General features: G+C 42.5%; 21 protein-coding genes and 1 pseudogene. 8 read left to right on the top strand and 14 right to left on the bottom strand.

The window, feature by feature from the left end; all coding sequences use genetic code 11:
• Positions 1-482 precede the first annotated feature (482 nt).
• Complete coding sequence (locus tag AACT18_RS09445; RefSeq protein WP_094146624.1) at positions 483-1,715, top strand: winged helix-turn-helix domain-containing protein; 1,233 nt, start codon at positions 483-485, stop codon at positions 1,713-1,715.
• A 210-nt stretch (positions 1,716-1,925) separates the two neighbouring features.
• On the top strand, positions 1,926-2,993 hold the full coding sequence (locus AACT18_RS09450) for an outer membrane beta-barrel protein (protein ID WP_094143240.1): 1,068 nt from the start codon (positions 1,926-1,928) through the stop codon (positions 2,991-2,993).
• 114 nt (positions 2,994-3,107) lie between these two features.
• Here the strand turns inward: AACT18_RS09450 and AACT18_RS09455 are convergent, their stop codons facing one another.
• From AACT18_RS09455 to AACT18_RS09495, 9 genes and pseudogenes are all read right to left on the bottom strand, one after another.
• A complete protein-coding gene (locus tag AACT18_RS09455) occupies positions 3,108-3,371 on the bottom strand; it encodes a hypothetical protein (protein WP_094124568.1) in 264 nt (87 codons plus the stop codon).
• Positions 3,372-3,850: 479 nt separating this feature from the next.
• Positions 3,851-4,525, bottom strand: coding sequence for a hypothetical protein (locus AACT18_RS09460; RefSeq protein ID WP_141138110.1), 675 nt, complete (start codon positions 4,523-4,525; stop codon positions 3,851-3,853).
• A gap of 491 nt (positions 4,526-5,016) precedes the next feature.
• Entirely contained in the window at positions 5,017-5,592 is a 576-nt protein-coding gene (locus tag AACT18_RS09465; RefSeq protein WP_141138019.1) for a fimbrial protein, read from the bottom strand.
• A 10-nt stretch (positions 5,593-5,602) separates the two neighbouring features.
• The gene (locus AACT18_RS09470; protein ID WP_094124566.1) at positions 5,603-6,346 is read right to left on the bottom strand and encodes a fimbria/pilus periplasmic chaperone; all 744 of its coding nucleotides are present in this window, start codon (positions 6,344-6,346) and stop codon (positions 5,603-5,605) included.
• A 26-nt stretch (positions 6,347-6,372) separates the two neighbouring features.
• Entirely contained in the window at positions 6,373-8,814 is a 2,442-nt protein-coding gene (locus tag AACT18_RS09475; protein ID WP_094143246.1) for a fimbria/pilus outer membrane usher protein, read from the bottom strand.
• 135 nt (positions 8,815-8,949) lie between these two features.
• Positions 8,950-9,495 carry a fimbrial protein gene (locus AACT18_RS09480; RefSeq protein ID WP_094143244.1) on the bottom strand — a complete coding sequence of 182 codons (546 nt, stop codon included), beginning with the start codon at positions 9,493-9,495 and terminating at the stop codon, positions 8,950-8,952.
• A 591-nt stretch (positions 9,496-10,086) separates the two neighbouring features.
• Positions 10,087-10,537, bottom strand: a pseudogene (tnpA, locus tag AACT18_RS09485) (IS200/IS605 family transposase).
• 406 nt (positions 10,538-10,943) lie between these two features.
• Positions 10,944-11,687 carry a hypothetical protein gene (locus tag AACT18_RS09490; RefSeq protein WP_141138111.1) on the bottom strand — a complete coding sequence of 248 codons (744 nt, stop codon included), beginning with the start codon at positions 11,685-11,687 and terminating at the stop codon, positions 10,944-10,946.
• A 273-nt stretch (positions 11,688-11,960) separates the two neighbouring features.
• Positions 11,961-12,248: a winged helix-turn-helix domain-containing protein gene (locus AACT18_RS09495; protein WP_010318729.1), complete on the bottom strand. Its 288-nt coding sequence runs from the start codon at positions 12,246-12,248 to the stop codon at positions 11,961-11,963.
• 203 nt (positions 12,249-12,451) lie between these two features.
• Here AACT18_RS09495 and AACT18_RS09500 point away from each other — a divergent pair, with 203 nt between their 5' ends.
• The 4 genes from AACT18_RS09500 to AACT18_RS09515 are packed head-to-tail and all read left to right on the top strand — an operon-like array spanning position 12,452 to position 14,817.
• Positions 12,452-12,799 (top strand): ArsC family reductase, encoded by a 348-nt coding sequence (locus tag AACT18_RS09500; protein ID WP_094125471.1) that lies wholly within the window; start codon positions 12,452-12,454, stop codon positions 12,797-12,799.
• Between the two features lie 16 nt (positions 12,800-12,815).
• The gene (dapE, locus tag AACT18_RS09505) at positions 12,816-13,949 is read left to right on the top strand and encodes a succinyl-diaminopimelate desuccinylase (RefSeq protein WP_094125472.1); all 1,134 of its coding nucleotides are present in this window, start codon (positions 12,816-12,818) and stop codon (positions 13,947-13,949) included.
• A gap of 3 nt (positions 13,950-13,952) precedes the next feature.
• Positions 13,953-14,636, top strand: coding sequence for a M15 family metallopeptidase (locus AACT18_RS09510; protein ID WP_094125473.1), 684 nt, complete (start codon positions 13,953-13,955; stop codon positions 14,634-14,636).
• Between the two features lies 1 nt (position 14,637).
• Positions 14,638-14,817, top strand: coding sequence for a DUF2897 family protein (locus AACT18_RS09515; protein ID WP_170906945.1), 180 nt, complete (start codon positions 14,638-14,640; stop codon positions 14,815-14,817).
• A 43-nt stretch (positions 14,818-14,860) separates the two neighbouring features.
• On the opposite strand, the gene bamC is transcribed toward AACT18_RS09515, so the two are convergent.
• Together bamC and dapA are read right to left on the bottom strand one after the other, a co-directional pair.
• Positions 14,861-15,880 (bottom strand): outer membrane protein assembly factor BamC, encoded by a 1,020-nt coding sequence (gene bamC / locus AACT18_RS09520; protein ID WP_088729052.1) that lies wholly within the window; start codon positions 15,878-15,880, stop codon positions 14,861-14,863.
• A gap of 51 nt (positions 15,881-15,931) precedes the next feature.
• On the bottom strand, positions 15,932-16,810 hold the full coding sequence (gene dapA / locus AACT18_RS09525; RefSeq protein WP_026027300.1) for a 4-hydroxy-tetrahydrodipicolinate synthase: 879 nt from the start codon (positions 16,808-16,810) through the stop codon (positions 15,932-15,934).
• A 282-nt stretch (positions 16,811-17,092) separates the two neighbouring features.
• Here dapA and AACT18_RS09530 point away from each other — a divergent pair, with 282 nt between their 5' ends.
• Together AACT18_RS09530 and bcp are read left to right on the top strand one after the other, a co-directional pair.
• Positions 17,093-17,635, top strand: coding sequence for a glycine cleavage system protein R (locus AACT18_RS09530; protein ID WP_094125474.1), 543 nt, complete (start codon positions 17,093-17,095; stop codon positions 17,633-17,635).
• Positions 17,636-17,647: 12 nt separating this feature from the next.
• A complete protein-coding gene (bcp, locus tag AACT18_RS09535; RefSeq protein WP_013856283.1) occupies positions 17,648-18,115 on the top strand; it encodes a thioredoxin-dependent thiol peroxidase in 468 nt (155 codons plus the stop codon).
• Between the two features lie 81 nt (positions 18,116-18,196).
• Here the strand turns inward: bcp and AACT18_RS09540 are convergent, their stop codons facing one another.
• The 3 genes from AACT18_RS09540 to AACT18_RS09550 form a co-directional block, all read right to left on the bottom strand.
• On the bottom strand, positions 18,197-20,068 hold the full coding sequence (locus AACT18_RS09540; protein WP_094125619.1) for a methyl-accepting chemotaxis protein: 1,872 nt from the start codon (positions 20,066-20,068) through the stop codon (positions 18,197-18,199).
• 213 nt (positions 20,069-20,281) lie between these two features.
• Positions 20,282-21,358, bottom strand: coding sequence for an AI-2E family transporter (locus AACT18_RS09545; RefSeq protein WP_013856281.1), 1,077 nt, complete (start codon positions 21,356-21,358; stop codon positions 20,282-20,284).
• Entirely contained in the window at positions 21,359-21,586 is a 228-nt protein-coding gene (locus AACT18_RS09550) for a sulfurtransferase TusA family protein (protein WP_013856280.1), read from the bottom strand.
• Positions 21,587-21,760 lie beyond the last annotated feature (174 nt).

Below are 21,760 nucleotides of genomic sequence, written 5' to 3' on the forward strand. Positions count from 1 at the left end.
ATACCTACCACAGAGCATCATGCTGTATACAGAAAAAGATCGCTTTCCCATCCTCCCGAAAAACGAACAAGAAAAAATCAAAGCGCCTAAAAGCACCTTCATGAAAAAAAATAAAAAAGATTCCAAAAATAATAATTGAATTAAGTCATTGTTTTTAATTGTTTTTATTAATAATAATTACAAATTATTGATCTGTATCAAATTTGTTACTCTGCATGTTGAAATGGTTAGCGAGCATGAAGAATTCAATGCTTATGTTTCAAAAAAGAAGCATTTTATTGCAACCTCACTTAAACGACATTACAAGGTACTTTATTGAAATCATGAGCATAAAATGACGATTATATAACTTTGTGGACACCATCTTCGACTTGACATTGGTTTTATGATTTATACTCTAACGAACGTAACCGTCTGAAAAAGTAAAAGCGCGACACGGTTTGCGATTACTAGCCCATAACGATACTAAAAAGAATAATGCCATGACTATACAATACAAGCATTCTGATAAATTCATTTTCGAACCAGAAACATTCCGACTCATTTTAGAAACAAAAGAGCTCAAACTTAGCCATAAAGAATCTGCCGTGCTAGAACAATTATGCAGCAACGCTATGCGCGTTGTAGAGCGCAGAACGCTGCTAACACAGATCTGGGGCGATAGAGAAAGCAGTGATATCAGTTTGAATAAAAATATCTTGTTACTGAGAAGAAAATTCGAATCGATCGGCATCAAAAATGCGATTGATACCGTTCCTAGGGTTGGCTATATCTTAAAACTAGATCTTGAAACCATGCAAGGTGATTCACTTGCTCATAGGGAAGAGATTATTGATGAAAGCGTAGATGCAGCTGAAGAAGCTGAAATAGAGATCGTGAGTGCTCCTAAAAAAAACAAATTCGGGCTGAAGTCATTCCTAGCCGTTCTGACAATCATTATCGCTATAATATTTTTAATTATTAATATTTCCATATTTCTTAAAAGAGATAGTAATGATTTACCAGAAATATCATTAATTAAACCAGATAACCAAGAGCAAAATAGGACTATATTATACACAAGTGATATATCTAAAAATGATTATAACAAATATATAACACTGTCAGACTATGTCACAAGAGACATAAATTACTATGCTCTTGTTTCAAATGAAGCCATATCATTTATTAATTTAGATGATGGCAAAAAAATGATTTGGCAAAAGACATTTTTGATGGATAAAAATAAAGATATCTCATCACAGATAAAGTGTATTGCTGGTTACATAAACAACTATCAAGCAAAACCTATTAATGTAAAAAAAGTGCCGGGAATGACATTTGTTAGGCTCAATTTTTATCGCCCATGCTCGGAAAATAATCACTTTGTTGGGACTATGCTAATAAAGAGTACAACGACCGATGATAGAACGTCGACATGGACGCAAGACTTTTCTTTCACCGATAGAAACGATAATGTTTTATTTCACCTAAAACGTCATTCCAGAGCATATAACTCGAAGAAAGCAATGCATCTTAATATAAAGTCTTTTCATGTCGATTTCGTAAAACAGGAGTCGTTACAAATAGATTCTGATTTGAATCGTATTTTTAACCAATTTACACAAGATGATATTTATCTACAAACCGTGGACAAGAAAAATAAAATTTATGCATCATCCGTATTCGGTGGAATTATTTTTCATATTGACGAATTCATAAATAAAAAGGAATAATCAAGAACAAGCATTACCAGCAACTCCGGTTACTATTCTTTGTATCGTATATAAGAGGATAGTAACCGACCATCCTCTCCCCTTATATACTTATACAATTCTCACTCAAAATAAATAACCTTTGAGCGGTACTTTATTTTCCAAATTAAAGATTAAAATAACAACGTCAAGAAATTTTTCTATGTTTACTCTATATTAAAGGATAGCTAAATGAATAAATTCCGTTTTTCTTTACTCACATCAGTCATTCTGATGGGTATTTCACACACCACTCTGGCTGATGAATCAAATATTTATCTAGGTGCTGGTGTCGGCGCTGGGCACATTCACGGTTTAAATAAGATTGATAATATTGAATCTGGCGCAGAAGATGCGGCTGCAGCAAATTTATTTTTGGGCTACGACCTAAATAATTACCTCTCGGTTGAAGGCGGTTATCTTTACTTAGGGCATGGTAAAACAGATAACCTCCCCTTTAAAAATCAAGGTGGTATGATCAGCTTAAATGGCAAAGTGCCACTAGTAGGAGACTTATCTTTACTCGCTGAAGCTGGCGGTTATTGGTCTCACACTGAAGGACTTGGCGAAAAAGACAGCAAAGTTTCCGCCGTATTAGGAGCTGGCCTTGCTTATCAAATTAACGATCAGTTTGCTGTGCAAGCACGTTGGCGTTACATCAAAGATGTCGCAGACATCCAAAGCGAACTCTATCAAACCCATTTTGAACCGAATGAAAACCTCGCAACATTAGAACTGGTTTATCATCCATTCCGATCTGCAAAAGTAGAACCTATGGCAGTCACCACTTCCTTTGAAGCTGAAATAATGCAATCAGCAGAAGAAGCAGAGATTATTCAGCCAGCTACTGTCATGGTCGATAAACCATTTGAGCTCAGTACAGAAGTACACTTTAACCTCAACCAAACCGCATTAAATAATGAAGCATTACAATCACTGGATAAGTTAAACCAACAACTAACAGAAATTAATGCTAAAAAACAGATGGAGACCATAGTAATTGGTTATTCCGATAGCTTGGGGGCGAATCTCATCAGAGATCGGGTTTCTAAAGAGCGAGCAGAGGCGGTAGCCAATTATCTCGTGCATATCGGAGTCCCAGAAAGTCAAATGCACGTACAGGCAAAGACTATTTCAGACTCAACCTGTAGCGATGTAACCAATAAGGCAGAGCAGGTGACTTGTCTCGCTCCTAATCGCCGTGTTGATATTAAAATCACCGGCTATCAAGAAGTGGAAGAACTCGCCTCGCCTTGGTAATTATCCATTATAGAAAATTTTGGCTGCCTATCTTCGTTTCCCCCTAAACAAAATTTCGCAGCCATAACCTTTGGCCTCAACTCAACAGTGAGGCCATTTTTTTAGGTTTCATTTTCAAATGACATATCGATGCTGGCATACCAATGTAAAGTAGCTGATAACCATGGTCTCATAGAGATGCTTAATCCCATAAGTACGCACAGTTAAATTCCCCCCAAGACCCGATACTTCAGCAGCAGTAATAACAGGGTACTCATCCGGGCTGCTCACCTCATAACTCTGCGTCGTTGAAGTCTCTGCGGCGGTAGCATGCCCCACAGCACCAAATAAGCTTAGCGCTGTTAACGCCAATAACGTGGATAATTGCATTGTTTTCATGTTTGTCCCTTTTTATTAGAGGTATAGTTATTAAATGATTGAAGGCGGCAAGCGGTGAGTGAAAATCGTTTTCTCATTCCTGCGCAACCCACGCCGTTAGGCAATGTGATAGTGTCATTGGATTAGACGGGATTTCATGACGGAAATAATTCAGAATTATTCTAAAATCAATAGAATGCGAATAACGTTCAGTGAATGTTGACACGAATGATTAGGGTAAGAGCGAGCCACAAGGAGTGAGTAAACGACCGGGCGAGAACTGAGATCGAAGCAAATACCAGGAGAGTTATATACAAAACAGGCGCTATGTTAGCCAATCATAGCGCCCGTACGAACCGGATATTAGAAATGGTTAACTCAAGTTATACAATGAGTCATAGCATTGTTAACAGTTCGGGAACAAGAACCAACGATTTTCGATCCGTGCGAGGAAGTAAACTTATCATCTCTAGGGTTGTAATAACTTGTTGGATGCAATTTTACTTGTACTCAACAATAACAGGAACAGCCCATTGGTACTTACCGGGTTTAGTCGGCGCGGCAGTCATTTCACCAACAATCTGAACAGTGCATCCATCCTTGCAGTCTAACGTCAAGCTACCCGTGGAAAAATCCTCGAACGTAATGCGAGTACCGGTTTCTGGATCACTAAATGCTTGGCCGTAGTTTACTTGAACGTCGAATGCAATTTTCTGGGGACATTTTAATAACAAATTGGTCTCAGTTCTATGACTACCACTATTACTCACATCACCGAAGCGTAAGAATTCAGGAATGTCCGCATCACAATTTGTTGGTTCGGTACCGTGTCCATCAACGGGTAAAAAAGGAACGCTCACCCCCGGACCGGAGGTGACACCATCGTCAGTTATATTAACTTGTATTAGACTGGGACTGTATTGGGATCGGATTTGGGCAGGAAGCCCATTGCATTCATTTAGTGATCCAACAACTTCAATGAAGTACTGCCTCCATCGAGGGTCATCTCGCGGTAATTTAGTTAGCTCACTTAAGGTGTTTTTATGCGATACAGGCTGCGAGCACACAAAAAATCCAACTATATTCTTGTCCTGGTCGTATATATTTACTGCCGTGTGCCCCCCCCACGGACTAAAAAAATCGTTGTTACCTAGTTCAAACTCTGCTACGTTCATTTCTATCCCTGTAACCAAGATCCCCCCTTCGAATTCAGTGTACCTCAGTATAGCGGCGTCCGCGTTTAGACTAATGAGAGCCACGATCGCAGCCCTGGAGAGCAGTCTAGTTAGTTTTTGTAGCTTGTCAGTTTTCATTTAAAACATCTTCTCCACCGTACCCGATAATTCTGCACTCGCGCTAGGCACTCCTGATGGGAATAGCCTTGACGGCGAGCCTGCTCATAAAGCCGCAGAGATCGGGTACGGTAATGGTGCAGGGCGCGTGGCGCAATGCCTACTCTTCCCTGCTCGTTATACCAACCACCCAGCCAATCGAACCCTTTGCATAGCTTACCTATCTGGGTTTTGTCTGGGTGAAGTAAAAAGCCGCCTTCGGCCAAATGGCCGCGTAAGGTGGCAATGGCCCGTCGAAGCCGCCATCGACTACGGGCGATAATAATCAAATAAACCATCGCGGACGTCATCGAGCACGTTGCCCACGGTAGTCGTTAGTCATAATCCAGCGTGAAATTGGCGGTGGCATTAAAGGCCCCCGGCGTCACCCCGGCTTGTGCCGAAGGCAGTAACTGCACATAGGCGGTAAAATCAAGCACATTAGGCCCCTCCGCTAAGGTTAAAGCACGGCTTGGCTTATTGATCGGTAACGCTTGGCCGCCTTGCTCTAGGCCAATCGCAATGCCTTTGGCCTTACTGTCACCGGAAAGGGCCAGTAACGTAGCATCTTCACTTGGCACACCAGAAAAAGTGACTTTGACACTGTCTACAATGGTTGGATCGCACTCTTCAAGATGCAACTGAAACGGCTTACTCTGGGTTCGGCCATCACGCAATAGTTCTTTATTGATGATATTGCCAAAATCGACAGGGATGATTTCATCCCCAGGGCGTAGCGAACAGGGCTGACCAACCACCTCGGCGGTGATGGTCATCATCAGCTCAATTTTACCCGCCTGTACCAAAGGTGCGAAAAACAGAGTCAAGAGTGGCAAAGTCGCTACCCAGTATTTACACCAACGGTTGCTACTGTTTGCAGCTTGCAGCGCAAGGTATGGAGTACACATCATGGTTGCCTCCCTATTTGGCGTCTTTTTCAGGCAACAAGCGGCAACTGCTGGTGCATTGATAGCTCAAGGTACGACGGCCACCGAAATCATCAACATAAGTAAAGGTTGGGTTTTGGCCAAGCTTTGCAACGGCAACATTAACCATTGCACTATCGTTAGGTGCCATCATCACCCCTTCAAACCCTTCCACACCATCACCTTTAACGCTGCTTGCTGCTGAAACGATCGTCACGTAATACGGAGTTGGATTACTGAGCTGATATTTTCCTTCTACCTGTTGCAAAGTCACTTGCTCCTGCCACGGCGCTTTATTACTGCCAGGTTCAACAACGAGACTCGCAGGGCGGTAAAAAAACTTAATGCGTGTTTGTAGGGCCAATTGCAGCGTGTTCGGTTTATCGCTGCGTGGTGGTACTTCTCGCAGGCTAAAGTAGAACAAGCTCTCTTTATCTTGAGGTAGCTGCGCGACACTAGGGAGTGTCTGGATTTTTACTAAGCTCTCCATGCCCGGTTCCAAACGCTGAACCGGAGGCAGCAAAGTAAAAGGCTGGTTAACTTTATTGCCCTCAGAATCTTCCAACCAAGCTTGAGCCAAATAAGGCATTGTTTTGTTGTTGTTGCGAATGGTAAGGCTCATCGATTTGGCCTCTCCCGGGTAAATAACCCGTGTTCTATCCAAAGAGACCGCAGCCTGTGACTGGCCCGCCAGCAGGGCCAGTAACAGAGGAAAAGTATAGCGTAATGTATTGTTCATATTGTTTATCTCAATCTAATAATAAACTATCGGTCATTAGTACAGGTGAGTTTAGCGATTGTGTCTAATGCAGGTAATGGTGAAGGTAGCTGTATGTGACAATGTTGCTCTCTCCCCCAACGTGCTTCGACGACATCGCCACCATGTAGGCCAGCCAAGTAAGCCATGCCATCCTCACCGACCATCCCCAAGGCCTGACCTTTTTCATTGAATACCTCTGTAGCAAAAGGTACCGATTTACCGTCCGATTTAACCAGTTCAAGCATCAACTTACTGCCCGAAAGCATATCGAAATGGCGATAACCGATAGCCCCTTCCGTTAAGGTTCCCATGGATATTGGTGTGCCGATTGGCTCGGCATTTTCGCCTAACTTATTGACATCAATACTGGTACGTTGACGATAGTAGCTAGCAACATCGGCCACCACTGCCTTACCGTATTTATCAGTATAAGTTGGCAGCCCACCGGCATGCACAGGTACATCCTTAGTACCATCTGTGTCGACCATAATACGGCTGCCGCCCATCATACCCACACGGTGCACGGCTACGCCTTGCCCTGTAGCGGTTATTCCACCATTCAGTGATACGCCCACTGCGGTTGATCCGCCGGTTTGATGGCTAAGGTTAGCCATAATATTGGCTTTATCACCAGTATAAGTATAGAAACCGCTCGCACTTTCACCAGCCGGTGACGTTGAGGCAGTCACTGAATAGCTGTTACGTTCATCAACTCGATTATAGAAACTCATGCTATTGGTGGTTTTTCCGCCCATGGTTGAAGCGCTGTAACTAACGTGTTTATTATTTCCAAAAGGTACCGACAGCGTAAAATAAAGCCCATCATCAGTGCGATCATTTTGCTCAAGATGATAAGCGCTCACTGAGGTACTCAGATTTCGCCAGTCCATCACATCGAAGGAGTGAGAGAGCGAAAGACTAATTCGATCACTATCAGTCTGCGACCAATAGGACTGATGTGTATAGTCAACGTAAGCTCCCAACTTTGCATCTCTAAACTGTTTACTCAATACCACGCTGTACATCTCTTTCGAGCCGCCACGGTATGGCTCACCAATTTGTTTAGCGACCATAAAATCATTCATGGTCATAAAATCCCGCTCAGAGAAGCGATATCCTGCAAAAGCAACTTGGCTGTCATACTGCTCAAACATTTTCGAGTAGTTGACTCGATAAGAGCCGCCACTTTTCGTCCCTTCAGGAAGTTGAGCACGCGACTCAGTGATATCGAACGAAACAGCACCAAACTGAAGCAGATCTCGCCCCACACCTACGGATAAGGCTGAATAATCATCAGCAAGTAAGCCGCCGCCAAGTAGTGACCAACCATTATTAACCCCCCACGAAAACTCAGCACTGGCAAAGGCTGGGCCGTCTAACTCATGCGCTCTACTACTAACTTTGCCACTGTTGAATTTGTAACGTAATGATCCGGGGCGAGATAGGTACGGAATAGTGGCGGTGTTAACTTGAAAAGTCTGCACTGAACCGTCTTGTTCTTCTACCCGCACATCCAACATGCCACTGATAGAACTGCTCAGATCTTGAATTCTAAAAGGCCCTGATGCGACTTGCGTTTCATAAATAATCCGGCCTTGTTGGCTTATCACTACTTTGGCGTTTGTTTTAGCTATTCCTACTACTTCTGGCGCATAACCACGTAGATTCGGAGGCAACATTTTATCATCGGTGATCAATGAAGCTCCGGTAAATTGGAAACCGTCAAAAATCGAATTACCCAGATCTTGTTCACCCAACGTCAGTTTTGCATGCAGTTCTGGTAAAGCTCGATAAGCATAAACACGACGCACATCGAACTCGCTTTCAGAATCTTCTAGACCACTTTTATTTTCGTTGTGTTGGTAACGACCTTGCCAATTCGCTCGCAATCGCCACACGTCGGCATTAATTCCAGCCACACCGTAACCAGTTAAGCTAGTTTTGTTGTTATTTTCCGAATGGTCATTACGGAGGTTGATACCGTAATCAAGCAAGGCACCGTTTACCCCGTTATCCCAGCGAGAAGGTGGCTCCCAAGAGTCACTCATATAATTTCGATAAGCTTGAGGTACGGAAATTGTCAGGGTGTCTTTATTTAATTCTCCCCGGATCAGCATCCCTTCAAGAACTGCTGGGTTATAACAGATTGAATCTTCGCGAGTCGCAATCGCTGGGCTAGTTAATAAACGCTCGAGTTCGCCCGCCTTTAAACCTAATTCATTGGCTAGCTCAGCGGTCAAGCAAAGCTGTGATTCGTTTTCGCTCTGCTCATAAAAAAGCACTTTACGCTCACCAATCAGCATATTATTGACGACCATCTGCATGGTATATTCACCAGGCAATATGTATCCTGCTTGCTGAAAGGCTCCAGATTCAATGCTTTCTTTATCTTTAACATCGAGTAGATCTGTATTAAATTCAATATTTTCAGCAAAAGATGATTGCATTCCACCCAAGATAACGGATGAAACGGTCAAAGATAATAGTTTTTTATTTAGGCTTTTCAATTCCCGACCTCATGCAAACCTCAAAAAAACGCGCATCCCTGCGCGTACTGTCCTAACAATGCTTAGAGTTAAAAATTACTCGTAGCTGATCATAAAGTTTGCAGTTGCAGTGAACTCACCAGGGACTGCTTTTTCGCCTTCTTTAACAGTACCGACAAGTTTGGCACCAAAGTTCAGAATGTTTTCACCTTCGATTAATTCGATACCTTTTGTTTTTGTACCAAGTTGAATTGAAGAGCTGTCATTCATGTTAACTAGGCTGATCGCAGCGCCTTTACCTGAACCTTGGATAGCGAGATCTTTCGTCATAACGCCGTCAGCATTACCTGTGAACGTCATGGTGGCTGATTTAGCCGTTTCTAGTGAGCAAGACTCAAGATGCACTTCAATAGGACGTAGTGGAGTTTCACCATTCTTTTCTAAAAGAACATTAGAAATCTGACCCATTTGGATAGTCTGATCGATACTTTCTGGAGCAATAGAACATGGCGCATCAACGATAGAGCCCACAAAGTTAATTACACCATGGCCATGGTCAACTGGCGCTTCCGCAGCGAATACAGAAGCAGAAAGCATTGTCATTGTCATTGTCATTGCAGAAGCGATAATTGTTTTTTTCATTTCTTAATCCTAGTTTCGTTGTTTCGTTTTTTAAGCCATTAAAAAAGAAGAAAGTATTCTAATCTGCTAGCTAATCTGCTAGCGATTAGCGATGCTAGTTCTTCGTTTATATTAGCCCTTTGCATTATGCATTGTATTTTTCGGTTTCGGCTTGATTTAAGTTGGTTATGGTTAAGTTAACAAATTTAAAATTAACCAAGTTATTAAACTAACCAGGCCACGGGATAAATTATGAACAAAGAAGACAATATTTTAAAATGCCAAATAAATACAAAAAAAACCAAACAAAAACAAACACTTAAAGAAAAAAGAATAAATCAAAACGTGATAAACAAGAAATAATATATTTGGGAATAAAATAAATCGACAAGAATATGGTTATTTTACCTTTGAGATTGATGCAAGGGCTCTTCGCTATTCTACTGGATCCATAAATTCACTTTTTAGGCCAGAAAATATCCTATTTAGTTGTCCGAACTGTATATTTACCAACCGTAATAAAGAATATTAAGGAGACCTAAACAGAACATAAAGATCCGCCTTCTTAGAAGGCGGATTTGGTTTACCCCTGAAGGGGGCATCCTCGCGCTGTTAGTTCATCTTCAACTCTAACTGCGCCTCATATTCTTGATCTTTCTTGTCTTGGTGTCTGACGTACCGTCTGATGATTTCTTCATTTACACCAACCGTATCGACAAAGTAACCTCTTACCCAAAAATGATTCCCCCAGAGCTTCTTTCTTATATGGGGGTATTTGTTAAACAAGTGAATTGCCGAACGTCCTTTCAACACTCCCATCAACGTTGAGATAGAAACTTTTGGTGGAACTATCACAACCAGATAAACATGATCCGGCTGCACATTTAGTTCCAATACCTAGTTCCAATACCTCACAATCTTTCATATTGCATAAAATATAGATTAAGCGATAAAGCTCCTTACCTACATTACCTTTCAGGATCTTGAATCTGTATTTCGGCGTCCAAACTATGTGGTATTTACAACGCCAATGGACATGTGATGAACTTCTGTAGTCGCCCATGTTTTTTGTTTCCTCTTACTTGTGGTAAATAAGAGGTTTACTTCTAACATGGGCACTTCTTCGGACAAATAGCCCCAAGGTTCAATCACCGCCCAAGGCGGTGGCTTAGGGATGACAATAAACAATGGTAAAGATGAGAAATGCAGTGTCGACGAAAGATACATATAGAGGTGAGATAAACAATGATGAAATCATCGCAGCAGAGTTGCACTTATCTAATATAAGCAGCGCTGAAGTGCTTATGAACTTAATCAAATAAACACATCTAAGTATCTAGAGATAGCGTTTATGGCACTTTAGCTAAAGGTAAAAGAAACTAAACGAATTATCCAACAATGGGTCTGTTATTCAATATCAGCAGCCTAGTGGAATTAAATTCTAATATGCTGCTAAATCAATGATAAAGTCACAGGTAATCGATACTCACAGGCACAGACCAGGAGTATCGTCCTGCTGGAGGAACTAGCATCATAATACCCGTAATTGGAATGTGACACTCGGTACATTCTTGAAAAGTCACGTAATCAAATTTTATCTTGGCACCTGAAGAGGCATCTTCGAACACAATGTTATCATTTACGCTGATTGTAATATCAGATTGTCGATTACAGAAAACGTCAAGTTGAGTATTAGATAGCGTAATTTGAGGATCGGACACGACAAAAGCCATATTATCTAAATGAGCAGTACAGGAAGTGGGATCTTCCACTACATTAGCCACACGCTTGCTCACAACTAATCTAGCTGCCTTATATTTTTTACTTCCTGCAGAAGAAGGTGTGGTTGACATAAAATAGTATTCAACTGTCGCAATATGATCCGGTCTTAGAACTGCATTTAGACAACCAAAGCTATTCCTATTAGATTTAATATAATCTTTAAGTTCACTCTCTCGACTCATGAGCTCAGACACCGTTAAGTTCTGAAAAGGGCTAGTTATTTTATTCAGACAAATAGCACCACCAGTTGCCCCCCAATTACCTATAACCTCTCCAGGGAGCCAACTTGAATAGCCAGGAATATTTTGCGCTAGTTTAGCGTCGTCAACATCTTTATCTTCAACTACAATCCGGGGAACACTAGGGTACCAGACGATAGAAAAGGCAGGGAAAGAAGACAATGTGCCTATGAAAAAGAACAGTATGTTCATTATACATAGATCTTTATATCGCTTATTGAGGCTTACTAAGGACTTCATTACTTTTATATCTCCTATAACTGCTAGTAAAAACTAATAGTTGCTCATTCTCTAAAAGTGCTCTAGCCCTAAAAGGAACTGCATAACCTATATGCATATTAACAATTGCTATCATTGTAACCTTTAATTAAAAGATCATTTAAATGCATTAAAAATCAAAAATAAGACAAATAAAAACAATGTGTTAGAGAAAGGTTAAAATAAAAAAAGCCAGCAAATGCTGGCTTATGCACTAAATCCAAGGCTAGTCGCAATATCACAGCGACGATCTAATACCCATTGACTATCAAATGGCCCCCAATCAGAGAGTTGATAGTAACCATCATTGTGACGCCTTCCATCTTGAACAAACATCAGTTCAATCCCTATTCCTGGCAGTGCTTTCAGGACATCCTGAATCGTACGGCGAGGCCACCCCGTTTTTTCGATGAGTTTGGGCACGTTTGGTCTTTCAAGGCTTTCTACTAACAAAGCTAAATACAGTCGCCTTGCAAAAACAGGACTCAGTTCCATTGACACCTCCTATTACTGTGCCGCTTCATTATTTCTGTTTTCACATTTAGAGTGTTGCGTTCGATCAATAACTTTCCAATCGTAAGCAACTGAAACACCTTTTTTTTAAACAACGAAATAAAAGCATCTCTATTTTGTAAGCCACAGCGCTTCCTGATAGGATTTGACTATTAAAAAAATAATACGCCTCAACAAGGATTTCTATGACGATCACTATGTATGGCATTCCCAACTGCGACACCATTAAAAAAGCACGGAAATGGTTGGAAGCTGCGGGGGTGGATTACCAATTCCATGACTACCGTAAACAAGGTATTGATGCCGAGCTCGTGGCTCAATTTTGCCAAGCGCTTGGTTGGGAAAATGTACTCAATAAACGCGGTACAACCTTTCGTCAGCTCACGCCCTCACAAAAAGAGTCATTAGATGCTAACAATGTAGTGACCTTGCTGGTTGAACAGCCTGCTATGATCAAACGACCTATTTTATTGGTCGACACCCATTACCATCTCGGTTTTAATGCTCAGCAATACGCTGCTATTTTCTCTTAATACAAGGATTTCAAGGATGACAGACAGCCCTGTACTGGCGCTCGCAAAAGATCTCATTAGTCGCCAATCAGTAACTCCTGAGGATGCAGGTTGCCAAGACCTGATGATTAAACGCTTACAAGCGCTAGGGTTTGAAGTGGAAACAATGGTCTTTGAAGATACCACTAATTTTTGGGCTCGCCGCGGTACTCAGTCGCCTCTTTTTGCCTTTGCTGGCCATACGGATGTGGTTCCCGCAGGTCCTTTAGCGCAGTGGCATACAGCGCCGTTTGAACCCACTGTAATTGATGGTTATTTGCATGGGCGCGGGGCGGCAGATATGAAAGGCTCGCTTGCTTGCATGGTTGTCGCTGTCGAGCGCTTTATTGAACAGCACCCTAACCATCAAGGTTCGATTGCCTTTTTGATCACTTCAGATGAAGAAGGGCCATTTATCAATGGCACCACTCGCGTAGTCGATACGTTAATGGCGCGTAATGAGCCAATTGATATGTGTATCGTCGGTGAGCCATCGAGTACATTAAATGTGGGCGATGTGATAAAAAATGGCCGTCGTGGCTCAATTACAGGCGATCTACAGATAAGAGGGATTCAAGGACACGTTGCTTATCCTCACCTTGCTAATAACCCGATTCACCAAGCCTTGCCTGCGTTAGCCGAACTTGCGGCAATAAAATGGGATGAAGGGAACGCTTATTTCCCACCGACCAGCTTCCAAATTCCAAACTTGCAAGCTGGCACGGGAGCATCAAACGTCATCCCCGGTGAGTTTGACGTGCAGTTTAACTTCCGTTTCAGTACCGAGTTAACCGATGAAGAGATCAAGCGCCGCGTGCATTCTATCTTAGATGCCCATGGATTGGATTATGAATTGCGCTGGACGTTAAGCGGCCAACCTTTCTTGACCGATACGGGCTCATTACTGACTGCCGTCGTTAAAGCCGTCGATGAGGTGAACCACAAATCCCCAGAGCTATTAACGACGGGGGGCACATCTGATGGACGCTTTATTGCCCAAATGGGCGCACAAGTGGTCGAGCTTGGCCCTGTCAACGCGACAATTCATAAAGTTAACGAATGCGTTAAGATCGCTGATCTAGAGAAACTGACGGATATGTATCAAAAAACCTTAGAGAATTTATTGGTGTAACCCATGACTCCAGAGCAGTTAACCGGACAAACCGACTCCCATTTAGCATCAGTCCTGATTGGGCAGAAATCTTTCTTGGTTCACCCTCGGGTGATCCAAGATCTGCTCGCCCTCAAGCAAGCCGCTGACGACGCTGGGTTTGATTTCCATATCGCCAGTGGATTTCGTGATTTTGAACGGCAATTAAACATCTGGAATCGAAAAATGTCAGGGCAAACCGAATTGCTTGATAACAATAGCCAACTGGTAAATCCTGAGCAGTTGAGTGAAGAACAAAAAATATTCGCTATTTTAGGCTGGTCAGCGCTGCCCGGTAGCAGCCGCCACCACTGGGGTTGTGACTTTGATGTCTTTGATCGCAAAGCATTACCGACAGGTGTCACACTCAAGCTTGAACCGTGGGAATATCTCTCAGGCCACCAAGCTCCTTTTTATCAATGGATGAAAGAGCATTTACCTAAGTTTGGTTTTTTCTTCCCCTACCAAGGAAAGAAAGGCGGTGTTGCGTTTGAACCTTGGCATATTAGCCACAAAACAGCGGCTAAAGACTGCCTTGACCTGTTGACGCCAAGCGTATTGGCGACACAGCTTGAAAACATGCCGCTCCTAGGTATGTCGACGGTACAAGAGAACTTAGATCGGATCTACACTCAGTACATTGTTAACATCAGCCAACCGGAGTCCTGATATGGAATTCATTACCAACCCTTGGGTTATCACTATTGTAATCTTAGCGGTGTTTATCGGTAATATTGCCGCGCTGAAATACACGGCTAACATGAAATTTGGCTTGAAAGGAAAGAAGAGTGATCTGGATAAACTCAACGAACTTGATAAGCACGAAGACTCAGATTCAGAGCAAAAATAAAGGGACTTTCGTCCCTTTATTTTTCATGGATTCGTCATCACAATTACTGACGCTCGGCAATCGCCGACAGTACAGGTACCATATCTTTCAGTAGTTCTTCTTCCACCGGCTTGCCGGCTGAATTGGTCACGTTGATCGAGGTACGGTTGCCTAGATCACCTAATAAGAAGGTGTAAGTTCCACTTTTCAGCGAGATAGGTTTCACCCCAATGTCTTGCCAAAAGGCGTCATCTGGCGCGGAGTATTTCGCTTTTATTGTACCTTGAGATTGATTGCGCTCTTCGAGCGTAAAACCGAACTGCGGCATAAGATTAGGCAAACGTTGCCACAGAACATCGTAAGAGGTACGAGCAATAATGACAGGGAAACCACTACGGTCACTGCCCATCGTAATGGGGATCTGTTTAACCAACTGTTGAGCTTTACGTGCTGCTTCTTGACGTAGATCGGTATCGTAACGAGCCGTGACCAAATTGGTCATGAACGCATTATAACGCTCTTTATTGGTGGCACTCACTGGCATCTCTTTGCCACCTTCACGCCAACCAGTCAATGAAATCTTAAAGCCAAAACGATTATTCGCCATCACTCGTGAGATTTGGTAGCGGCTACCAATCTCAACTTCTTCATCTTCAGAAACCCAAGTCACCCAATCAGTATCAATCTGGTTTTCACTTTGTGCAGCGATACCAATGTTTCGCTCTTTAAGCATGGCTAACGCAGTTTGCCACACCTTGTCGGCTTCATCTTGCTTGATCATCCATAATGTCACTTCGCCATTTTGGCGCTCGGCACGCGCGCCAGGGATCAATTCTAATACTTGTTGAGGAGGACGAATATCCACAGTACGGCCAATGCCACCTTGGAAGTCACCTTCTGGTATTTGGTAGTTAAGATAAAACTGCGGAGTGGCTCCTTCAGGAAGTTGCCACTCTTTTAGAGCCGGGGTTTCTAAATAAGCAAAATCATCTTTTGCTTGGCGACGCTGAGAAGCGTTACCAGCACATGCGCTTAAAACAAAAACAGCTAGTGAACTGATAACTAGCTGATGAGTAAATTTCATTCAAACTCCTAGACTGCCGAGGAAAAAGCCTCGGCACAATATTGAATCGATTTAGAAGATACAAGCTTCGGTCATGGCTTGGGCAACAGTTGGTCGTGCTGGTTCAGACAGTTCAGTCAAAGGTAGACGTAGATCACCATTTGTAATCAATCCCATTTTGTGAGCAGCCCATTTCACTGGAATCGGGCTCGACTCAACAAATAGACCTTTATGCAAAGGCATCAAACGTTGATTAATAAGCTCAGCCTCGTCGAATCGGCCTTCTAATGCTAAGTGCATCATCTGCGCCATATCTTTAGCGGCAATATTATTCGTCACCGAAATAACACCTTGTCCACCTAATTTAACAAACTCCAAACCCGTCGCGTCATCACCACTTAATAAAATAAAGTCTTTTCCACAAAGCTCACGATGAAGAGCCACTCGGCTCAAATCACCCGTTGCATCTTTTAAAGCGACAATCGTTTTAATTTCAGCAAGGCGAGCGACGGTTTCAGGACGCAAATCCACCGCTGTACGGCCTGGTACATTATAGAGAATCTGAGGGATATCAGTCTCTTGAGAAATTGCTTTGTAGTGTTGAAATAAACCTTCTTGGGTTGGTTTATTGTAATAAGGAGTCACACTTAAACAGCCAGCAATACCTGTGTTATTTAATAAACGACTAAACGTTACCGCTTCATGAGTAGCATTCGCACCCGTTCCCGCAATCACAGGAATACGTCCTTCGGCAAACTCGACGGTTTTTGCGACAACTTTGACATGCTCTTCAACGGTTAGCGTGGCAGATTCACCCGTTGTTCCGACGGCAACAATGGCGTCAGTTCCAGCTGTCACGTGAAAGTCCACCAGCTTCTTCAAACTAACAAAATCAACCTCACCATCATGATTAAACGGTGTAATGAGCGCTACGATACTTCCTGAAAACATGTCCATCTCCCTAATCTGTTACTTTCTGCATGGTACTGTAAGGCGATTGAAAAACACAAGGGATTAAATTCGCTTAATCAGCCCATTTGGATGAATATTTATCAGATGTTAGAGGTTTAACAAACAACATCAATTAAGGGTAAACTTTATAGCGGATCTGAATATGTCGATGTCAATAACACGTTATTTTCAAGACGGAGTTCTTAAAAAGCCATTCCATCATCGTTCCTCTATAATTTAACTGTGATAACATGCCAAAAACGATAAAAGTGAAGCGATATTATGACTCAGCATCTAGTGATCACTGCCGTAGGGACAGACCGCCCGGGTATCTGTAATGAAGTGGTGCGTTTAGTAACGCAATCAGGCTGCAATATCATCGATAGTCGGATTGCTTTGTTTGGTAAAGAGTTCACCCTCATCATGCTGGTCTCTGGCAATGCAAACCACATCACACGAGTAGAAACGACTCTGCCTTTATTAGGTCAGCAGCATGATCTTATTACCATAATGAAACGTACATCACCTCATGATTATCAAGATAATGCCTATACGGTTGAAGTGTTTGTTGAGTCTGAAGACAAAATTGGCCTAACAGAGAAATTCACTCAATTTTTTGCCAATCGTAATATTGGTATGGCTTCACTGAGTGCGCAGACGATTCATAAATCGAAGTTACATCTTGATCACGACCAATTTCATATTGCCATTACCGCCAGTGTCGATTCAGGGTGTAACTTAATGCAACTACAAGAAGAATTTGACAGTTTATGCAAGACACTGGATGTACAAGGTTCGCTCAACTTTATAAAAAACAGTCAATAAAAAGGAAGAATAATGAAAACGCTTACTGCAGGCACGCCAGCACCTGCTTTTTCACTTTTAGATCAAGATGGAAATACCGTTTCCCTTGCTGATTTCTCAGGGAAAAAGGTGTTGTTCTACTTTTACCCTAAAGCCATGACACCAGGTTGTACTGTTCAGGCTCAAGGCCTTCGAGATGTAAAAGCGGAACTCGATGCTCACAACGTAGTGGTACTCGGAGTCAGCACCGATCCCGTGAAGCGTTTAGGTAAATTCATTGAACGTGATCACTTAAACTTTACTTTATTATCCGATGAAGACCACGTGGTTGCTGAACAGTTCGGCGTATGGGGTGAGAAGAAGTTCATGGGCAAAGTGTATGATGGTCTACACCGGATTAGCTTTTTAATTAACGAGCAAGGTATCATTGAACAGGTTTTTGATAAATTCAAAACCAAAGATCACCATGAAGTGGTACTTGATTATCTAAACGCCCAATAATCAAAACTCGACCGAAATAAAAAATGCCAGTTCTTAATACTGGCATTTTTGTAACACGGCTAATCAAAAGTTGATGTGTAATTACACAATGAACTTATTGAGCAGAGCATCTTGCTCACGAACGTTTTCCGTTTGAACCTGCATTGCGATATTGGCTTCTTCAGCAGATTGTGCCACTTGCGTCGACAAATCTTTAATCTTCACTGTATTGGTGTTGATCTCTTCAGCCACAAGGCTTTGCTCTTCTGCCGCAGATGCAATTTGGATATTCATGTCCGAAATCACTTGTATCGCATCACGAATACGGTTCAATGCCGAATTTGCCGTTTTCGCTTTATTCACCGCATCAACAGCCGTCGTTTTACTTTCATTCATAGCTGAAGAGACGGAACTCGCTCCTGCTTGTAATTGCTCAATCATACTGCGAATTTCAGTGGTCGATTGCTGAGTGCGCTGAGCTAGTGTACGCACTTCATCAGCAACAACGGCAAAACCACGGCCAGATTCACCCGCTCGAGCCGCTTCAATCGCCGCGTTTAAGGCAAGCAAGTTAGTTTGATCAGCAATGTCATTAATTACTTTCAAAATAGTTTCAATATTTGCCGTCGCGGACTCTAGGCCTTTCACCTCTTCCACCGCTTGGTCAATGCGGGCCGATAAATTGTCGATCGACAATGTCGTTTCACTGACCACACTGGAACCATCTTGCGTTGCTTCATCGGCTTCTTTCGCCGCTGCTGCTGCACCTTGCGCATTATTGGCGACTTCTGTCGATGTCACTGCCATTTCGTGCATTGCAGTGGCTAGTTGCTCTAACTCTTGTAACTGAGTGCGCATCGCTTCTGCTGACTCATGAGCACCTTGCACCGTGAGCTCTGTGCCACGCATGATCTCTTCACCAATCGCTTTTGATTGCGTGATCTGCTTTTGCAGCGTCTCAGTAAAGGTATTAAACCCTGCTGCGAGTTGAGCAAACTCTTGGTCCGTATTGGTATCCAAGCGTTTGGTTAAATCCCCCTGCCCTGAGGCGACATCTTGAATCGCTTCATTGAGCACACCTAATGGACGCATTAACACTTTAATCAGTAGCGTCAAGCCAATCACACTCAACACAAGCCCAATTAACGTATAGATAATAGAGCTATTGCGTAATACGCCAATCGCATTGAAGGCGATGGATTCATCAACAATCGCACCGATGTACCAGTTCTCACTTGGAATATGAGTGAAGCTGACGAGATAACGGGTACCATCAATTTCAATCTGTTGGTCCCCCTCTTTCAGAGTCACTTGCGGTAAATAAGTCGATAACTTCTCACCATTATTTTTGGTATCAGGATGAGCAATCGTCGCTCCGTCACCTGAAACGATAAAGAGGTAACCCGCATCGAATAAATTAATAGAGTTCACCAATTCAGCTAAACCCGTCAATTCCATATCGTAGAACATGGCACCAGAGAATCGACCTTGATCGTAAATAGGCGTACCAATAGAAATGATCACATTTTTGGTAGAAATATCGACATACGGCGCTGTAACGATAAGTTTTTTCGATGCTTTAGCATCCACAAACCAAGGGCGCTTGCGAGGATCGTAATCAGCGCCTGGCTCCCAACCGTCATCATTCTCCACCACTTTACCATCGGATTCATACCCTAACCCTATGGCTAAAAAGCTTTTTTTCAACTTCGGTTTTTCAAGAATGTTTTTAACGTAATCCCGGTTGAGCGGATCAAGCTCAATCACCTCAGTCATTGACTGAGCTAAGGATTTTTTGCTTTCCATTTCAGAAACAATGGTGTTTTTAACCCCTGCTTCCATTTCATTCAGACTTTTTGTAACTAGGGATTCTATTTCCGAGCGCACAATGCTCAGTTGCTGAATAGAAATAAGCGAGACGGTAACAAGCAGAAGTGCAGAAGAAGCTGCAACTATTTTTTGGCTAAACTTCATAAGTATCCCTCATTGATGCCAAATTAATTATCATTTTTGTGGTTATAGTTAGTTATCGCCAAGTTACAAAAAATCTATAGCTTTTTTACACATCCACTTAGTTCAGTCTAATCAATATTTACTATTTGGCAAAAAAAAGCCTAAAGCGATTACGGTTTAGGCTTCCTTAGAGATTCTGTTTACTCTCTATTTTTTATTTATAATTCAGTGATTTTAGGGTGATTCAGCCTCAACAACAGGTTCATCAGTGCTGGGCAAAGCATGCCATACTGCTTTTACTAGAGTGGCAAGAGGAATTGCAAAAAATACGCCCCAAAACCCCCATAGCCCACCAAAGACTAACACCGCGACAATGATAGCAACGGGATGTAGATTTACGGCTTCAGAAAATAGAACGGGAACCAATACATTTCCATCCAAAGCTTGGATGATGCCATAAGCAATTAATAATGTGTAAAACGGCGGAGTCATGCCCCATTGGAAGAGACCGACGATGGCAACTGGCACCGTCACAGCGGCCGCGCCAATATAAGGGATCAAAACCGATAGACCCACAGCCACAGCAAGCAACACCGAATAACGTAAATCAAGAATGGCGAAAGTGACGTAACTGATACTACCAACAATCAGTATTTCTAACACTTTTCCACGGATGTAGTTTGAGATTTGTTGGTTCATCTCTTGCCATACTTTAGCCGCGAGTTTACGGTTGCGTGGCAATAACCCACTGGTCATTCGCAGCATTTCATTCTTATCTTTCAATAAAAAGAAGACCAGCAACGGCACTAAAATGAGATAGACACCCAAGGTGGCCAAACTCACAAGAGAAGCAAGTGACCCTTTAACGACACTTTCCCCCATACCTAAAGCCTGGTTCTTCGCATTACTTATCACCGACTCAACAATCTGTAAGTTATCGAGTTCAGGGTAACGTTCAGGAATACTCAAAATGAAACTTTGCAACCCTGCATACATGTTAGGAATGTCATTGATTAAATTACCAACCTGTTTCCAAATGGTTGGTACTAAACCAAAGATAGCCAGCAACATCAAACCGACAAATAGCAAAATCACAAAAATTACAGAAACGGACCTAGGAAGCCCAAAACGGCGCAATTGCATTACTGGCCACTCAAGTAAATACGCCAGCACAATGGCCACAAGCAGTGGCGCAATCAAATGACCGAAGAAATATATCGTTACAAAACCAAAAAACAGAATAGCAACCAGACTAACGGCATGAGGATCAGAAAAGCGTCTTTGATACCAACGAGTTACCATTTCAAACATTTAATCGAGTTCCTTAATTACTTTTAGCCAAAAATAGTCGGGTGACGTGTTCCACTGGCAACGAAAGCCATGAGTAGACAAATATTTTTCTATATCCTGTCCTGAGCTGACGTCGTTAAGCCAAATGTCTAATACCTCACCCAAAACCAATTGAACAGTGTGACGCTTCGCAAGTAATAAAGCCATCGGACAACGCTGCTGGCGTAAATCCAGAATATTTGGTTCCATTCTTCTGCTCAATGCTTAATATAGGCCTGCCATTGTATCGAGTTTTGACTGGCATGCCAGTGTTTATCGATACTCAAACACCGGCTGGCTTACTCTTCTCTCTCTACAATTTTTGGCCGTTATTTTGAGTTGGAAACCAATTCACACATTCAATGTCATACAGACAAGAAGCTC

The organism is Vibrio sp. V04_P4A5T148 (genome assembly GCF_963875605.1).
Taxonomy (GTDB): Bacteria; Pseudomonadota; Gammaproteobacteria; order Enterobacterales; family Vibrionaceae; genus Vibrio; species Vibrio anguillarum.

What these genes read in the sequence shown, in the direction of transcription:
- AACT18_RS09445 (WP_094146624.1), top strand. Translation starts at nt 483, where the DNA reads ATGACTATACAATACAAGCATTCTGATAAATTCATTTTCGAACCAGAA.
- AACT18_RS09450 (WP_094143240.1), top strand. Translation starts at nt 1,926, where the DNA reads ATGAATAAATTCCGTTTTTCTTTACTCACATCAGTCATTCTGATGGGT.
- AACT18_RS09455 (WP_094124568.1), bottom strand. Translation starts at nt 3,371, where the DNA reads ATGAAAACAATGCAATTATCCACGTTATTGGCGTTAACAGCGCTAAGC.
- AACT18_RS09460 (WP_141138110.1), bottom strand. Translation starts at nt 4,525, where the DNA reads ATGAACGTAGCAGAGTTTGAACTAGGTAACAACGATTTTTTTAGTCCG.
- AACT18_RS09465 (WP_141138019.1), bottom strand. Translation starts at nt 5,592, where the DNA reads ATGATGTGTACTCCATACCTTGCGCTGCAAGCTGCAAACAGTAGCAAC.
- AACT18_RS09470 (WP_094124566.1), bottom strand. Translation starts at nt 6,346, where the DNA reads ATGAACAATACATTACGCTATACTTTTCCTCTGTTACTGGCCCTGCTG.
- AACT18_RS09475 (WP_094143246.1), bottom strand. Translation starts at nt 8,814, where the DNA reads ATGCAATCATCTTTTGCTGAAAATATTGAATTTAATACAGATCTACTC.
- AACT18_RS09480 (WP_094143244.1), bottom strand. Translation starts at nt 9,495, where the DNA reads ATGAAAAAAACAATTATCGCTTCTGCAATGACAATGACAATGACAATG.
- AACT18_RS09490 (WP_141138111.1), bottom strand. Translation starts at nt 11,687, where the DNA reads ATGAACATACTGTTCTTTTTCATAGGCACATTGTCTTCTTTCCCTGCC.
- AACT18_RS09495 (WP_010318729.1), bottom strand. Translation starts at nt 12,248, where the DNA reads ATGGAACTGAGTCCTGTTTTTGCAAGGCGACTGTATTTAGCTTTGTTA.
- AACT18_RS09500 (WP_094125471.1), top strand. Translation starts at nt 12,452, where the DNA reads ATGACGATCACTATGTATGGCATTCCCAACTGCGACACCATTAAAAAA.
- dapE (WP_094125472.1), top strand. Translation starts at nt 12,816, where the DNA reads ATGACAGACAGCCCTGTACTGGCGCTCGCAAAAGATCTCATTAGTCGC.
- AACT18_RS09510 (WP_094125473.1), top strand. Translation starts at nt 13,953, where the DNA reads ATGACTCCAGAGCAGTTAACCGGACAAACCGACTCCCATTTAGCATCA.
- AACT18_RS09515 (WP_170906945.1), top strand. Translation starts at nt 14,638, where the DNA reads ATGGAATTCATTACCAACCCTTGGGTTATCACTATTGTAATCTTAGCG.
- bamC (WP_088729052.1), bottom strand. Translation starts at nt 15,880, where the DNA reads ATGAAATTTACTCATCAGCTAGTTATCAGTTCACTAGCTGTTTTTGTT.
- dapA (WP_026027300.1), bottom strand. Translation starts at nt 16,810, where the DNA reads ATGTTTTCAGGAAGTATCGTAGCGCTCATTACACCGTTTAATCATGAT.
- AACT18_RS09530 (WP_094125474.1), top strand. Translation starts at nt 17,093, where the DNA reads ATGACTCAGCATCTAGTGATCACTGCCGTAGGGACAGACCGCCCGGGT.
- bcp (WP_013856283.1), top strand. Translation starts at nt 17,648, where the DNA reads ATGAAAACGCTTACTGCAGGCACGCCAGCACCTGCTTTTTCACTTTTA.
- AACT18_RS09540 (WP_094125619.1), bottom strand. Translation starts at nt 20,068, where the DNA reads ATGAAGTTTAGCCAAAAAATAGTTGCAGCTTCTTCTGCACTTCTGCTT.
- AACT18_RS09545 (WP_013856281.1), bottom strand. Translation starts at nt 21,358, where the DNA reads ATGTTTGAAATGGTAACTCGTTGGTATCAAAGACGCTTTTCTGATCCT.
- AACT18_RS09550 (WP_013856280.1), bottom strand. Translation starts at nt 21,586, where the DNA reads ATGGAACCAAATATTCTGGATTTACGCCAGCAGCGTTGTCCGATGGCT.